This window comes from Denitrovibrio acetiphilus DSM 12809, from assembly GCF_000025725.1.
Classification (GTDB): Bacteria; Chrysiogenota; Deferribacteres; order Deferribacterales; family Geovibrionaceae; genus Denitrovibrio; species Denitrovibrio acetiphilus.
Window position 1 is genome coordinate 425497 of sequence record NC_013943.1, and the last position, 14914, is coordinate 440410.

At 44.8% G+C, this 14914-nt stretch carries 14 protein-coding genes and 2 tRNA genes; 3 read left to right on the forward strand and 13 right to left on the reverse strand.

Features of this window, described 5'->3' with window-relative positions; all coding sequences use genetic code 11:
• Window positions 1-74: 74 nt before the first annotated feature.
• From DACET_RS02100 to yedF, 9 genes are all read right to left on the reverse strand, one after another.
• Window positions 75-608 carry a putative periplasmic lipoprotein gene (locus DACET_RS02100; protein WP_013009761.1) on the reverse strand — a complete coding sequence of 178 codons (534 nt, stop codon included), beginning with the start codon at window positions 606-608 and terminating at the stop codon, window positions 75-77.
• Between the two features lie 28 nt (window positions 609-636).
• Window positions 637-727, reverse strand: a tRNA-Ser gene (locus tag DACET_RS02105).
• A gap of 14 nt (window positions 728-741) precedes the next feature.
• Window positions 742-830 (reverse strand) — tRNA-Ser (locus tag DACET_RS02110).
• A gap of 65 nt (window positions 831-895) precedes the next feature.
• Window positions 896-1243, reverse strand: coding sequence for a hypothetical protein (locus DACET_RS02115; RefSeq protein WP_013009762.1), 348 nt, complete (start codon window positions 1241-1243; stop codon window positions 896-898).
• Window positions 1230-2903, reverse strand: coding sequence for a GTPase HflX (hflX, locus tag DACET_RS02120; RefSeq protein WP_244392542.1), 1674 nt, complete (start codon window positions 2901-2903; stop codon window positions 1230-1232). The genes DACET_RS02115 and hflX overlap by 14 nt, the downstream gene beginning before the upstream one ends.
• Before the next feature lie 91 nt (window positions 2904-2994).
• Window positions 2995-4077 carry a hydrogenase formation protein HypD gene (hypD, locus tag DACET_RS02125; protein ID WP_013009764.1) on the reverse strand — a complete coding sequence of 361 codons (1083 nt, stop codon included), beginning with the start codon at window positions 4075-4077 and terminating at the stop codon, window positions 2995-2997.
• Complete coding sequence (locus tag DACET_RS02130) at window positions 4061-4288, reverse strand: HypC/HybG/HupF family hydrogenase formation chaperone (protein ID WP_013009765.1); 228 nt, start codon at window positions 4286-4288, stop codon at window positions 4061-4063. The genes hypD and DACET_RS02130 overlap by 17 nt, the downstream gene beginning before the upstream one ends.
• A gap of 16 nt (window positions 4289-4304) precedes the next feature.
• Window positions 4305-4970 (reverse strand): rhomboid family intramembrane serine protease, encoded by a 666-nt coding sequence (locus tag DACET_RS02135; RefSeq protein ID WP_013009766.1) that lies wholly within the window; start codon window positions 4968-4970, stop codon window positions 4305-4307.
• Between the two features lie 56 nt (window positions 4971-5026).
• Window positions 5027-5608, reverse strand: a complete 582-nt coding sequence (yedF, locus tag DACET_RS02140; RefSeq protein WP_013009767.1) for a sulfurtransferase-like selenium metabolism protein YedF — start codon at window positions 5606-5608, stop codon at window positions 5027-5029.
• Between the two features lie 183 nt (window positions 5609-5791).
• Between yedF and DACET_RS02145 the strand changes: the two genes are divergently transcribed.
• From DACET_RS02145 to pseC, 3 genes are all read left to right on the forward strand, one after another.
• Complete coding sequence (locus DACET_RS02145) at window positions 5792-6703, forward strand: PseG/SpsG family protein (RefSeq protein WP_013009768.1); 912 nt, start codon at window positions 5792-5794, stop codon at window positions 6701-6703.
• 103 nt (window positions 6704-6806) lie between these two features.
• On the forward strand, window positions 6807-7799 hold the full coding sequence (gene pseB / locus DACET_RS02150) for a UDP-N-acetylglucosamine 4,6-dehydratase (inverting) (RefSeq protein WP_013009769.1): 993 nt from the start codon (window positions 6807-6809) through the stop codon (window positions 7797-7799).
• Entirely contained in the window at window positions 7800-8969 is a 1170-nt protein-coding gene (pseC, locus tag DACET_RS02155) for a UDP-4-amino-4,6-dideoxy-N-acetyl-beta-L-altrosamine transaminase (RefSeq protein WP_013009770.1), read from the forward strand.
• Between the two features lie 88 nt (window positions 8970-9057).
• On the opposite strand, the gene DACET_RS02160 is transcribed toward pseC, so the two are convergent.
• The 4 genes from DACET_RS02160 to DACET_RS02175 all read right to left on the reverse strand — a co-directional run bounded on the left by DACET_RS02160 (window position 9058) and on the right by DACET_RS02175 (window position 14892).
• A complete protein-coding gene (locus DACET_RS02160) occupies window positions 9058-10977 on the reverse strand; it encodes a cytochrome c3 family protein (protein WP_013009771.1) in 1920 nt (639 codons plus the stop codon).
• A 210-nt stretch (window positions 10978-11187) separates the two neighbouring features.
• On the reverse strand, window positions 11188-12477 hold the full coding sequence (locus DACET_RS02165) for a sigma-54-dependent transcriptional regulator (protein ID WP_013009772.1): 1290 nt from the start codon (window positions 12475-12477) through the stop codon (window positions 11188-11190).
• Window positions 12458-14296 carry a sensor histidine kinase gene (locus tag DACET_RS02170; protein ID WP_013009773.1) on the reverse strand — a complete coding sequence of 613 codons (1839 nt, stop codon included), beginning with the start codon at window positions 14294-14296 and terminating at the stop codon, window positions 12458-12460. The genes DACET_RS02165 and DACET_RS02170 overlap by 20 nt, the downstream gene beginning before the upstream one ends.
• Window positions 14297-14379: 83 nt before the next feature.
• Window positions 14380-14892, reverse strand: a complete 513-nt coding sequence (locus tag DACET_RS02175; protein WP_013009774.1) for a ferritin — start codon at window positions 14890-14892, stop codon at window positions 14380-14382.
• Window positions 14893-14914: the final 22 nt, after the last annotated feature.

Here is a 14914-nt window from a genome sequence, read left to right on the forward strand (position 1 = left end):
GTAATCGAAAACAGGTACAAAAAAAGCCGTACCCCTTATGGAATACGGCTTTGATTATCGTCAGTAGTAAGTGTTTACTTTGTTACAGACTTAACAAGTGTCATGCTGTAAGCCTGATCTTCAAATGAGCCGTGCTCATCAGGATGATTCTGGAACAGCCAGCCGTCAAAATATACTTCGCCGAATTTGAATACCTTGATTTTAGCAACCGGATTATTCTCTTCAGCGGAGCGTGTTGTTATTGTTCCGTCAGCTTCTATAACGAAGTCTGGGAGGTAATACTCTACAAGCACTTCAAAAGGAGTACCCGTAACTTCGGATTTCTGACCGATGAGAACATCTGTCTGAACAGAGCTGTTTTCAGTGAGATTTTTAACCTCTATTATGAGGCTTTTATATTTTTCGGATACCTCTTTAGGGACAGAGATTGTTCTCTCTTTCGGTACGCTGACTCCAGCATGAGGATCAGCCGCAGCAGGATCCTGTACAACTGGGTCTTGGGTTGTTTGTGCAGGTGCAGCAGTTTCGGAATTACCCTCTTCTACAACACCTTGGGAACATGCTGCAAGCAGTGCAACAAGCATAAGAGACATCAATAATTTTTTCATACTATCCTCAAACCACGTCGTTCTAAAACGGAGCGGGAGGGATTCGAACCCTCGATACGGTATAAGCCGTATACTCGCTTAGCAGGCGAGCGCCTTCAGCCTAGCTCGGCCACCACTCCAAATAATAAAAAAACGGAGGAGGTAGGATTCGAACCCACGGAACGCTCGCACGCTCAACGGTTTTCAAGACCGCCTCCTTAAGCCAGACTCGGACACTCCTCCGTATCAAAGCAGGGAATATTTATATGATATTATGCGACATTTTTCAAGCACTATTTGAAAAAAGATTAAGATAGTTTCGGCAGCTCTCTTTTTTCTTTCAGTATCTTCCATGTATTCTGTTCTCTGGTGAGAACAGTTTTCGAGTAGTAAGTGATTAGCTCGCTGTTTTCACTGATGTGTTCTATGTATTTTACCTCTGCGAGGCTCCCTTTTATATTTTCGGCAACTATGACAAGTCCCGTATGCTCTGCGTTTTTAGTCAGCATTCGGAAATGGTTTGCAAAGTCGTCCGCCTGAAATAATTTTCTGAGGTCGCTTTTAACTGAATAGAGTGAGTATACTCCTGCGCCGTCAGAGACTTTATAACACTCTGCACGGAATTTGATTATCTCGCTGGGGCTAAGTTGTTCCATCTATGCTCCTGTGACCGAAATAGTCTTCTATCCCCATAGGTTCAATGTCTATGCCGTCCGCGAAAAGTGTGAGTCTTATCAGTTCCAGCAGTTCTCTGAAAGACTTTCTGTGAAGTGCACTGACCATGCAGACTTTGTTGTATCTTTCTATCAGGTTTACGATTCTGTGTGCACGGGTGAACATTTCCGGGTCTGCATCATCCGGCATCTCCCCAAACTGGATATAATCAGTTTCGTGCTGCAGCAGGAGGTCTGTTTTATTTAAAACGAGAATGCTCTCTTTATCGGTCAGTTCCAGTTCCTGCAATATAGTTTCTACGGAGTGAACGTGAGAGTCGAATCCGTCAGAGCTGATGTCAACCACATGCAGAAGCACATCAGCGTCCTGAAGCTCTTCCAGTGTACTTTTGAAAGCGCCTTTAAGGTTTTCCGGCAGGTCACGTATAAAGCCTACAGTGTCGGTGATGATCACGTCCCTCTCCTGCGGAAACCTTATCCTCTTCGAGCTGGTGTCAAGTGTTGCAAACATAAGGTCGTCCGCATAAACACCGCTTTGGGTGAGGCTGTTGAGCAGGGTGGATTTCCCTGCATTTGTATATCCTATGATAGAGACAATGGGAAGCTCGTTTCTGTTGCGTTTCCGTCTCATGGTCTCGCGGTTTTTTTCTATTTTTTTAAGCTTTCTGGAAAGCATGGCGATACGGTCGTTGGTACGCCGTCTGTCTATTTCCAGCTTTGTGTTACCAGGTCCACGTCCGCCGATACCGCCGGTTAGACGGCTGAGTGAGTCGTCCCTTTGTGAGAGCCTCGGCAGAAGATATTTGAGTTGCGCAAGCTCCACACGTATCTTACCGTCGTTTGTTGTTGCCCTTTTTGCAAAGATATCGAGGATAAGCTGTGGTCTGTCAAGTATTTTAAGGTCGGTGAAGTCTGCAATAGCTTTTGCCTGTGCAGGGGACAGCGGGTTGTCGAAGACAAGAAATTCAACCCCGTTCTGCATGGATTTTATCACTATCTCTTTCAGTTTACCGGAACCTATCACGTACTTCGGGTGCAGTTTATCTTTAATCTGAACAACTTCTCCGGTTACGTACATGTTGGCGCTTCTGGCAAGTTCCGAAAGTTCCGCCATGTTCTCTGAGCCTTGCACTTTTGACTTGTAACAGCCGATAAGCAGCGCATGACTTCCTGTGTCCACTTTGTGCAGACGTTTAGTCTTGGAGGAAATTTCAGCTTCCAGCTCGGTTATAAAAGCAAGGTAGTCGATCTTTTGCTGATGGGGGTCTTTATCTGTAAGGAAATCATAGTAGTTTACATTATCCGGTGGGAGGAGGTGGGCGGTCTGCATACCGTATGAGTGCCCGTCCTGATTAAAGTGCAGAGCTGTGACAGAGTCCAGACGCAGGAGCGCAAGGTCGGTGAGGTCGTCATCGGTTATGTCTTCTCCGCTGAGGTGTGTGTGCAGAAGCCGGAGACCACGCAATGAACCGGGAACAAGAGGGAATCTCTCAAGACCGGGGATAAAAACTTCTGATGTGTCGCCCACAATTACATAGTGAACGTTGCCTTTCCTGTCTGCCAGTATGCCTATCTGTCTGTTCAGTTCATGGGATATTGCACAGATTGTTTTTGCCAGCTCGGGCTGGATGGTTTCATTCACTCCTGCCTTTCTGGTATATAATTTTTCCAGTTTTTGAATCTGTTGGGGTTTTAAACCGCCTGTGTTTCCGTGTAGTATGTTACATCTCCGATTAAATACCGTACTTGTAAGCCGCTGCACAAGCTCCTTCAGAGCTGACCATGCATGGACCTACGGGGTTTTGCGGCGTACATGCTGTACCGAAGAGTGCGCATTCAGTTGGTTTGATGTAACCTTTGAGTACCTCTCCGCAGCTGCATCCTGCTATTTCGTCGTCCCCTTCGAGGGTAACGTCAAATTTTCTGAAAGCGTCAAACTGTTCATACTCTTTGCGGAAAGCGAGCCCGCTCTCCTCTATGAATCCGATACCACGCCACCAGCACCCCTGTTTTTCATAAACAGCGTTGATTACATCCCGTGCTTTCGCGTTCCCTTCGTCCGCGACGACCCGTGAGTACATGTTTACTGCTTTAAAGTCCTCAGTGTTCACCTGACGCACCATTTCGAGTATAGAGCTGAGCACGTCCACAGGCTCGAATCCGGTTATTACTGCCGCCATCCCTTCTTTGACAATAGGATCATACAGCCCTATACCCGTTACTGCTGTGACATGCCCCGGGCAGACAAAACCGTTTATCTGTAGGTTTTTGTCTGAGATGATCAGAGAGAGCACTTCAGGCATAGTTTTGTTGTACGGGGTTATGCTGACGTTTTTCACACCTGCTTTCTCTGCCATTATGGCAAGCCCCGCAACTGCGGGTGCAGTTGTTTCAAAACCGATACCGACAAAGACAACTTCCTTATCAGTCTCTTTTGCTATCTTCAGAGTATCAAGGGGCGAGAAGACAATGCGTACATCGCACCCTTCGGATTTCATTTTCTGCAAATTCTGCCCTTTCGAGCCGGGGACACGCATCATGTCCCCAAAAGTTGCAATGACAGCACCTTTTTCAGCTATTTCGAAAAGAGCATCTATCTCGCATTGCGGAGTGACACAAACAGGACACCCCGGTCCGGACACAAGGTCGATATTTGATGGAAGTACACTTTTTATCCCGAACTTTGCTATCGCCATTGTATGGCTGCCGCACACTTCCATAAAACGGTAAACGTCTTTTGTTGCTTCTTTTTCGATCTGTTTTATCAGCTTTTTGCAGATGTCTGCATTGCGGAAGTCCTCAATCATCAAGCCCATCAGCAAATTCCCTTAAAACCTGTAGTGTTTTTTGCGCTTCTTCAGGATCCATTTTTGCAATGGCTGTGCCCGCATGTACCATAACCCAGTCGCCGACAACGACTTCATCCGGCAGTATCATTGTAGATACTTCTCTTTTAGTTCCGCCTATGTCGACTGTTGCGCCGAACTCGTCCATCTCTAGTATTTGTCCCGGAAAACCTAAACACATATATAAACTCCGTGGCCTAAAGCTCTTTTTGTTTTTTTAAGAAATATATCGCATATCCCAGACCTGCAAGGAATCCCCCGATGTGTGCCCACCAGGCGACATTGCTGTATGCTCCGCCCCCTGTTCCGTTCAGAAACTGAAAGAGAAACCAGATCAGCAGGAATATAAATGCAGGAATTTCTGCAATAGTGATAAAAATTATAATTACTATCAGCGTCTTGACTTTTGCTCTGGGGTAAAAGACAAGGTATGCTCCCATAACACCAGCTATCGCACCGCTTGCGCCCACCATAGGTACGACAGAATCAGGAAACATTATTATCTGAGTTGCCGCTGCTGCAACACCAAACAGAAGGTAAATGAGAAGATATCGTATGTGCCCGAGTTTGTCTTCAACATTGTCCCCGAAGATGAACAGAAAGTACATATTGCCTATGATATGCATAAACCCGCCGTGCATGAACATGGAGGTGAGTATAGGCACATATCTGTCTGTGAGGGTCAGCATAGAATTTTCTACGAAAAGTTTCTTCGGCACCAGTCCGTACTCAAAGATAAATTCCTGTTCGTTCGGTGATGTCATATGAAGCATGTTGTAAAATACAACGATATTTATAAATATTATAGCCCAGTTCACAAACGGGAACGTGGACGACGGAACCGAATCTTTTAGTGGAAACAAATTTTCACCTCGTCCAGAAGAGAACCGTCACGGGCTCTTCTGAAGTCTGTTTTTGTCTAAAGCCTGATTAGTTTATCAGATTTAAAAAGTTTGTCAGCAACTGTGTAAGCGTCAGATATCCTGCCTATAGCCAGTTTGTCTGTGATGCCGTAGAATTCAAGACACATGCCGCATGCAAGAATTTCCACCCCTGAATCCACAAGCCCTCTAACGGAGGCGATCACGTCTTCGTTGAAAGTGAGTAGCTTTACACTGTTGTTTACAAAAATAACTGTTTTCGGAAGAATATCCATGTTTTTTAAGTTACCGATAAATCCTTTCATCAGCATTGCTCCGAGTTCTTTGTCATCCCCCAGAGTTTCGCCTGTGATAAAAACGACAATGTTGGTGTCTGTATCTGCTTCTGTTTCTTCAGCAATAGCGCAGTCATAGCCTTTGGCGGCTGATATTTTATAATACCCGTCAGTCTCGTCTACGCTGACAGTGTGTCCGTTTGCCTCGCAGAAATTTTTAACGTTTATGCTGGAGCCTTTATTGTCAACAAGTATTGTTACAACACCTTCTTCGATTTTTTCGAGTTCAGCTTTAATCATCAGCACCGGTTGCGGGCAGGCAAGCCCTCTTGCATCAATTTCCATGATATTCCCCTGAATTTAATAATAGTAAGCTAATATTACTCTTTGAAAAAATTGTTTCAAGCACTTTTAATTTGCTTTGTCTTAATAGTTTGCCTTAGAATCAGGTAAGTATAAATGTAGTGCAGACATGCTGACTAATCACTGAGAGATGCTTATGCAGATTAATTTATTTGGCGAAGAACGTTGAGAGTTTATGTTTTTACCGAAGGGGGCACAAAAACCGGTTTCGGTCATATCACACGCTGCTATGCCTTGATTCAGGCTTTCAGAGAGGCAGGGGTCGAGTCGCTGATGTATGTTGACGGTGACCCTGAATGTGCAGCGGCTGTATGCGGCGGGGATTGTGCCATGAGCGGCTGGCATGATAACCCGCAGGAAGCCGCATCGTTTATCACAGCGGACGATATCGTTATCATAGACTCTTATCAAGCACCAGCAGAGGTGTATTCTATCCTGACTTCAAACACGTTAAAACGTCTTTTTTTCGATGACTTCAGTAGGATTGCATATCCTCACGGTTATATAATAAATCCTGCGGCAGACGGTATAGACGGCTTTTATGGTATGCAGCACGCTATACTCAGGAAAGCGTTCTGGAACACTGCGGAAAAAGATGTCCCTGCGAATATCAGCAGAATATTTGTCACCCTCGGTGGGAGTGCTGCCGGTGAACTTGTAGAAAGCTTTTGTAAGGCTCTGCGGGAAGCATTTCCTGATGCAGAGTTATGTGTTCTTGCAAAGGGTGTTGCAGGCGGTTACTACGGACTGAGCGATGTTGAGACAGCGAAACTCATGCAGTCCTGTGATATTGCTGTTTCCGCAGGCGGACAGACGATGCTGGAGCTTGCGGCTTGCGGGGTTCCTGCTGTGATAGTTAAGACAGAACAGAATCAGACCAGCAACATCAGGCGTTTTGTGGAAAAGAATATGGGATTTTATGCTGGGGAAATATCTGAAGTCTCCCCGGAGCTCATTGCAGAAGCCGCGATAAAACTCACCTCAGTTCCCCGGAGGGCAGAGTACATAAGGAACAGCCGGATAGCCGTTGACGGGCAGGGGGCGAGGCGGATCGCTCAGTTTTTCACCCGAATGTGATGCTTTACAAAAGTTTGCTCCGGAGAGTAAGAATTACTTATAAAAGTGAACACCACTCTCTTTTGATATGATACAATAAAGAATCGATGCAAAGGAGTCTGAAATGTTTGATAATAAATCGATACTTATTACAGGCGGGACGGGGAGCTTCGGCAGGAAGTGTGTTAAAATGCTGCTTGAGCAGTATAAACCTAAAAAGATTGTAGTTTTCTCCAGAGATGAACTCAAGCAGTTTGAAATGTCTCAGGAATTCTCCCAACCCTGTATGCGTTATTTCATCGGTGATGTACGTGATGAAAAACGTCTTGAACAGGCAATGTACGGTATTGACTATGTGATACATGCTGCTGCGCTTAAGCAGGTTCCGGCTGCGGAGTATAATCCTACTGAATGCATAAAAACAAATATAAATGGCGCTGAGAATGTTATTAATGCAGCTCTTGCAAATGACGTGAAGAAAGTAATTGCCCTCTCAACGGACAAGGCGGCAAACCCTATTAATCTGTATGGTGCAACCAAGCTTGTTTCAGATAAGCTGTTTGTGGCTGCAAATAACATCAAAGGACCGAGACAATGCATATTCTCCGTCGTGCGTTACGGTAATGTTCTCGGAAGCCGCGGCTCTGTTATCCCTTTTTATAAAAAACTGATAGAGCAGGGGGAGAAAGAGCTGCCCGTTACAGATGAAAATATGACACGTTTTTTCATTACTCTCGATCAGGGGATAAATTTCGTATTCAAAAACTTTGAACGCATGAAAGGGGGGGAGATATTCGTTCCTAAAATCCCTTCTATGTATATAAAAGATCTGGCAAAGGCTATGGCGCCTGATATGCCGATAAAAATAATCGGGATACGCCCCGGGGAAAAGCTGCACGAAATAATGTGCCCTGCGGATGACAGCCACCTGACTCTTGAGTTTGATGATCACTATGTCATCACTCCGGCGATACTCTTCATGAGCAATCCCAAATATGATCTGAATGCCATTGGAGAAACAGGAGTTCCAGTCGAGAAGGGGTTTGAGTATAACTCCGGTAATAATAAAGAGTGGCTGACCCGGCAACAGTTTCTTGATATGTGCGAGGGGAACTAAGTGAAATTTATTCCATATGGAAAACAAAGCCTGGATAAAAGCGATATTGACGCTGTGGCAGAGGTTCTTAAGTCTGACTTTCTGACAACAGGACCTGCTGTTGAAAAGTTTGAAGATGCTATAAGCGAATATACCGGAGCTACTTATACCGTCGCTGTGTCGAGTGGTACTGCCGCTTTACACCTTTCTGCTCTATGCCTGATAAAGCCGGGTGAGAAGGTGCTTGTCTCTGCTGTAACTTTTGCGGCCACCGCTAATGCCGTGTTTTATGCCGGCGGTATCCCTGTTTTTTGTGATATTGACGACGAAGGAAATATTGACCTTGATCTATGCGTGGAGATGATCCGCAGTGATACGTCTATCAGGCACCTGATCGTGACACACATGACAGGCAGACCTGTTGATCAGGATAAACTTGAACAGCTTAAAGACCGTTTTGATATAAGCATTATCGAGGACTGTGCACACTCTTTCGGTGCTTCTTTTAAGGGGCAGATGGCGGGGAGATGTCCGGTTTCTGACTGTTCTGTTCTTTCATTCCATCCGGTCAAACACATCACCACAGGCGAAGGCGGAGCGGTAACCACAAACAGCGAAAGGCTTTACAGGCGGATAAGACTTCTGAGAAGCCACGGCATAACAAAAGATGAGATGTATTTCAAAAATAATAGTCTGGCATATGACAGTAAGGGCAATCTTAACCCCTGGTATTATGAAATGCAGGATCTCGGGTTTAACTACAGGATAACAGATATTCAGTGCGCTCTGGGGCTTTCTCAGATGAAGAGGCTTGACGGGTTTGTTAGCCGTCGCCGTGAAATAGCAAAGATGTACGAAGATATATTTTCTCAGAGAGGTATCTTCACACCCCTTTACAATTTCGACAAGAACAGTTCTTATCACCTTTATGTTGTACAGGTTCCTTTTGATAATCTGCCCGTCACTAAGGCAGAATTTTTTAATGAGATGCGTGACTGCGGTGTGGGGCTTCAGCTTCATTACATCCCCGTTCCTATGCTGCCTTACTATGCTGATAAAGGGTACAATATGCGAAATCTGCATGAAGCGGAGCTGTATTATGCCAGAAGCTTTTCTATCCCCATGTACCCCGCAATGGAAGATAAAGATGTCCGTTTTGTGGCGGACTGTCTGTACAAGTCAATTAAGTAATTTTAATAGAAAAAGGGGAGACGGTTTTAAACCATTCTCCCCTCTCAAGTCTGAGTAAATTTTCTATTTAATTCTATCTAAGAAACGTTTACTTCATCTCTTTGAGCATCTTTTCGGCATAAGCAACATTGTGGCTCATGACAACTTTTATCAGCTCAAGTTTCTTTTTCTTTTCTGCATCTTTTTCTTTGTTTATAAGATGATGAAGTTTTGCTGAAAGCTGAAGATATTCTGCTTTCCCTTCTGCATATTTCTTGTCGTCAAACTTAAGCTCAAAGTCGATACCTTTGACATTCCATACACCATTGTTGAGTATGAAAGGAGCAAAATGTTCTATTTTTCTGCCTTCAACAAGTTCAACTTCGGAGTTGGTGAAGTTGTCGAATGTTATGCCGTCTTTATCAGCTTTGATTGTATAAGAGCCGTAGAAAGGTTTCTTAACATCTGTCGGGCTGAAATATGTGTACCATGACGTAAAGTTCTGCTCGTGTGAGGCGTGGCAGCTATCGCAGTCCCTCGCTTCGCCTATGGAGTGAGACATTTTATCCATCTGTATCCATGCGAGCATTTTGTCACTGTCTCCGAAGCCGTCATATGTTCCGGTGATGATGTACATGTCGTTCACCTGATCAGCTTTACGTTCAATAATAAAGCTTTCCGGTTCGCCTATCTCAGTTTTGCCTTTTACGGTTGTTTTGTTTATGGTTCTGAGCTTAAGGTCTGTTGCAGGAACATCTTCGCCTATACCCATTGTTCCCATAGGATAGGGTTTCAGAGGTATCCAGAGACCTGTTTCAGGTTGTTTGACGAGCATCGGCTGGTCACGCTTGCCGTAGAACTCTTTATGTTTTGCGAACTTGTTATTAATGCCTTCAGACTTACCTGGACCCCAGAAGGTGAACTGGTAAGCGCCTACTTCCTGAATATGACATGATGTACAGTCTACATTCTGGTGGTCGCCGGCTTTCACGGCATCATATATCTCTGTGTGGCAGCTCTGGCATGACTGTCTTGCGTCCTCTGAGCCTATGTGCCCGTATGAGTGATCTTTGAAAGTGTGGCAGTCGCTGCAGTTTAGACCGGCTTCTTCGTGAGCATCCCTTGGAAGTTCATTTACAGGGAAAGCGAATTCCTGACGGAAGAAACCTGCACCGCGTCTTCTGTCCATGGGGCCTGCATGGCATATTGTCCCTTTACCGCTTCCGTAGCAGGAGAGTTTATCCGGAGTTTTTGTGAAAGAGTGTCTTGCTTCTGTTTTTTTGAAGCCTTCATAGTGGCAGTCGTTGCAGCTTGCGTGGCATTTGTTGCACCCTCTGCCTCTTGCTTCCGCCATAGTACCTTTATACTCTTCCGGCTTTGTGCACTCGCCTTTTACAGTTTCATAGTTTTCTTCATCGCCGAACCAGTAACCGCAGTTTTGCGGGCCGGGGGGCGATTTTGTCCATGATGTAAAACCTCTCTGATATTTGTTAAGTCCCATACCGGATTTGTTATAGTCTGTGACTTCCTGCTCATGGCAGTTTCCGCAGGTCTGTCTTGCTATTTCTGGATTGTAAGCCATAGTTTCAGGGTCGTGATCGTGATAGTAGAGCTGTATGATCTTTTTGATGCCAAGCTCTTTTGCTTTTTCAGGATCAGGTTTTCTGAGAAGAACTTTTGTTCTGTTTTTCCCTTTCGGCTGAATAGGATCGTAGTTTGTGATCTCTCTGCCTACGGCCTGATATTTATGATTTTTACCTATAGCCGCATAGAAAGGTCTTGGCATACCTTCATGAGCTTCGTTTTTATCAAGTTTGGTATTGTCACCAAGGTGACAGCTGACGCAGGATATCCCGCCCATGTTTACTTCTTCGTCCACTTTTGCAGGGTCGAGGTACATTTGGGGGTACCCGAGTTCTTTCATCATTACTTCATCACCGTGACAGCGGACGCAGGTAGAGTCGTCTTCGTATGCGAATGCTGAGAGTGAAAGCATGATAAATAATGTTAATAATACTGCTTTACGCACATTACACCTCCGTAATATATGAGAGTATATGTGCAATAGACGTGCCTGAAGTGATGGCATGTGATGAAGGTTTTTCGTGGTGTTTTTTGCAAAATGCAAAAAACAGGGCGTATGGATTCTTTTATTGCAAAAATAGGGTCAGTGCCTTTTAGAGTTATTGCGCAGGGTGGTTATCGTCATTGCTAACGAATGTGAAGCAATCTTATCCACTCAGCCGATACCGTATTCTTTTAACTTGCGGTATATGGTGGATGTGTCAACTCCGAGGGTCGCAGCGGCTTTCTGCTTGTTCCCTTCGTGTGCATCAAGGACGCTTAATATATGCTTGCGTGTGATGGTGTCAAGCGTCATGTCCTCATCGGGTACACTGCAACCGAGGTTGAGTGATGCGCAGGTCAATCTGTTTGTCTGCTCCAGAATCATAGCACGTTCTATGATGTTTGAAAGCTCGCGGATGTTGCCTGGGAATGCATAACTGCGCAGGCACGCCAATGCGGATTCTTCCAGCCCCATAACTTTTGTATTGATATGTCTGAATTTTTCTATGAAATGTTCAGCAAGTGGTATGATATCATCTTTCCGCTCCCTGAGCGGTGGCAGTTCTATGTTGAAAACATTCAGGCGGTAGTATAGGTCTTCACGGAAAAGTCCCTTTGCCACCATCTCCAGAGGGTTTCTGTTTGTGGCTGCAATTATGCGGATATCTGATGTCTCCTGAGTTGAAGCACCAACAGGGTAGAAACTTTTAGTTTCCAGAAAACGTAGAAATTTAGGCTGGAGATCGATTGGCATTTCGCCTATTTCATCCAGAAAAAGTGTGCCTCCGTATGCGGTCTGGACAATCCCCTTGCTGTCTTTATCTGCACCGGTGAATGCGCCTTTCTTATGTCCGAATAGCTCACGCTCGAAGAGGTGGGGCTGTAGGTTGCAGCAGTTGATTGCGGCAAATATTTTTTTCCGGCGGTTGCTGTTTTCGTGTATGTATCTTGCCATAACTTCTTTGCCTGTGCCTGTCTCACCTGTAAGCATTACATTAGTATCTGATTTTGCTACACGCTGTGCCTGTGACGCAATATCTTTTATCGACTGCGATTCCATAACAAAGCTGCCCGGACGCCCTTGGAGGTCTGCCGTATTTTTTAGAGAGATGTTCTCCTCTATCATCTGGAGTTTATAGATAAGAAGTTCTGTATCTACCGGCTTCGGTATATAGTCGTAGGCTCCCTTTTTGATAGCTGTGACAGATTCGTCGATAGTGCTTTGACCTGTCATGAGAAGGACATATGTTTCGGGGGTTGCTGTTTTTATCTTTTCCAGTACATCAAACCCTGTCATGCCCGGCATACGGATGTCACTGACTACAGCGTCTGCGGAGCTGTCCGCCAGATATTCCACAGCAGCAGCAGGGGAAGTGAATGCCGTTATGGAATAATACTTTTCAATAGCCCGTTTAAGGACTCTGTTAAGTGTTGCGTCATCTTCAATCAGAACAACTTTCATCTTCCTTCTCCAACCTGATTATAAACCTTGTTCCTCTGTTTATCTGCGAGTCAACATTTATCTGCCCGCCATGTTTCTTTATGATGCTGTATACGAGGGAGAGTCCCAGTCCCATCCCTTTTTCCGGAGATTTAGAGGTGTGGAAGGGGTCAAATATTTTATGGATGTTTTCATCATCTATGCCTGAGCCTGTATCGGATATGATAAGCATAACGTGATCTTCGTTGTTTATTAGCTCTATTGTTATCAGTCCGTCACTTTCTATGGCGTCCATGGCGTTTTGTATGAGGTTTACAAGAACCTGCTGGAGCAGAGTTGTGTAGCCTTTCAGCTTAGCGTTCTGTAAGTGAAGCTCAACAGAGATGCCGTTTTTGAAATCCATATATTTAACTGTCTCCTCTATGAGGTGTTTCATATCTACCTCTTCAAGCAGCCCGTCAGTATTTTTGGAAGGTGCCAGTTTCCGCAGGTTTTGAATTATATCAACGCAGCGTTTTGCTTCATTTTTGATGGTGCAGAGGTCTTCTGACTGTTCGGGTATTTCATCTTCCAGAAGTCCGGTCAAAACGATGATACTGTTTAGCGGAGTGTTGAGCTCGTGCGCAACCCCTCCGGCCATTACACCGAGAGCGGAGAGTCTGTTCATTAGCTCAAGCTTTGTCTGTGTGTTTCTGATATCCCGAATATATTCTTTCAGCGACGCAGCCATTGAGCGGATGCTGAGAACTATTTCATTTATTTCACCTTTATATTCACCTTTCAGCTCATGGTCAAAGTCGCCGCCGCTATATGCCTTCACTGCGGATTTGATCTCGGCGTAGGGTTTCATAAAATACCTGCTGAAAACCACGGCAGTGAGTATGCTGAGGAATATGGAAAAGAACAGCACAGCAAGGAAATCCCTCCGCAGAAGGTGCAGCGACCGAAAGAAGTAGTCACTGTTAAGTATTGTGCATATTTTCCATGACTGGTCTTCTGTCATGTACGGATTTAAAGTTGTGCAGAACATATATCCTTCGCTTGACTCCAGAATTGGCGCATTCTCCTGCTGGAGCCATTTAAAAGCGTCAGAACCGTAAACGTTGTCAAAGAAGTAAGACGTTCCGAACTGATTTGCAAATTCATATTTTCTGTCATTGTGGAAGAGGAATATGCCGTTTCGTTCCGGTGATAGCCTATTTGTTTCTGCTATGAAAGAACCACCCCGTTTGTTGTCAAGCTGGCTGACAGTTTCGCCTATCTTGCTGCCCCAGAAGTTAATGATAAGATATCCGAGCACCTCTTCACCTTCAAAGACAGGTATAAGCGCACGTATCATTGAAGGGCAGAAGGATGTTGCGTCCGGCAGGTGTCCACGTTCGAAGTCTGAAAAAACAGGTACTTTGCTGTTGTTGTCACGCACCTTCTGAAAGAAATTTCTATCGGCGATGTTTATCGGCTCATAGTCAGGCTGGCGTGAAAGTATCTCGCATTCACGTACAAATACTTTTATATCGCCATTCTCCGCCACCAGCCGCATAGCCTGAATGTCTTCTATCTTTTTGCAGTAGCTCATGAAGAGATCTTCTGTCTTTCTTATTGTATCGGGGTTTTTGAAATAGGTTTTAAGATCGGCATTCTCTGCTATCGCTATCGTCAGAAATCTTGCCTTATCAAGAAAGTCTTCTATGTCGTTCCGCTTCATCCGCAGGATAAGTTCAGCCTGAGACTTTACATCGTCCTGAATCAACTTTTTTGATTGGGCGAAATAAATGCCTGTGGTCATAGACAGAATAAACACAACAAGTACGCTTATGTATATTGCGAGGCGCTTTATCATAACCGTATTTTAACTTTATGTTTCTATAAAGTAAATGACATAAAAAAGCCCGCCGGAGTAGACGGGCTTGTGATTAGTAAGTTTTAAGCCTGAGCATCAGCGGGCGGTGTGTATGTCCGTGTGTTCAGTTCGCTGTTGATCATGAACAGCCCCGGTCCTGTGCTGCCGGCAAGTTTAAGTTTGTCCAGTATCTCTTTGACAGTAGATTCCTCTTCGACCTGCTCGTTTATGAACCACTGGAGAAATGTATTGGTGGCGTGGTCTTTTTCGTCAATGGCGAGGCTTGCAAGTTCGTTTATCCTCGCTGTAACTTCCTGTTCGTGTGAAAGAGTTTCTTCAAACATTTCAAGTGCATCTCTGTACTCTTTCCTCGGTTTTTCTATAGACTCAAGCTCCACTACAGACCTGTCCATTATGTAGTTGAAGAATTTTGTAGCATGCATCATCTCTTCCTGATACTGAGCGTTAAACCAGTTGGCAAAACCTTTCAGTCCGATGTTATCAGCATGAGCTGACATTGCGAGATAGACATAGGCAGAGTAAAGCTCGAAGTTAAGTTGTGCGTTCAATGCCTTAGCCATTTTGTCTGATACCATATATGTGTCTCCTTATGGAAAA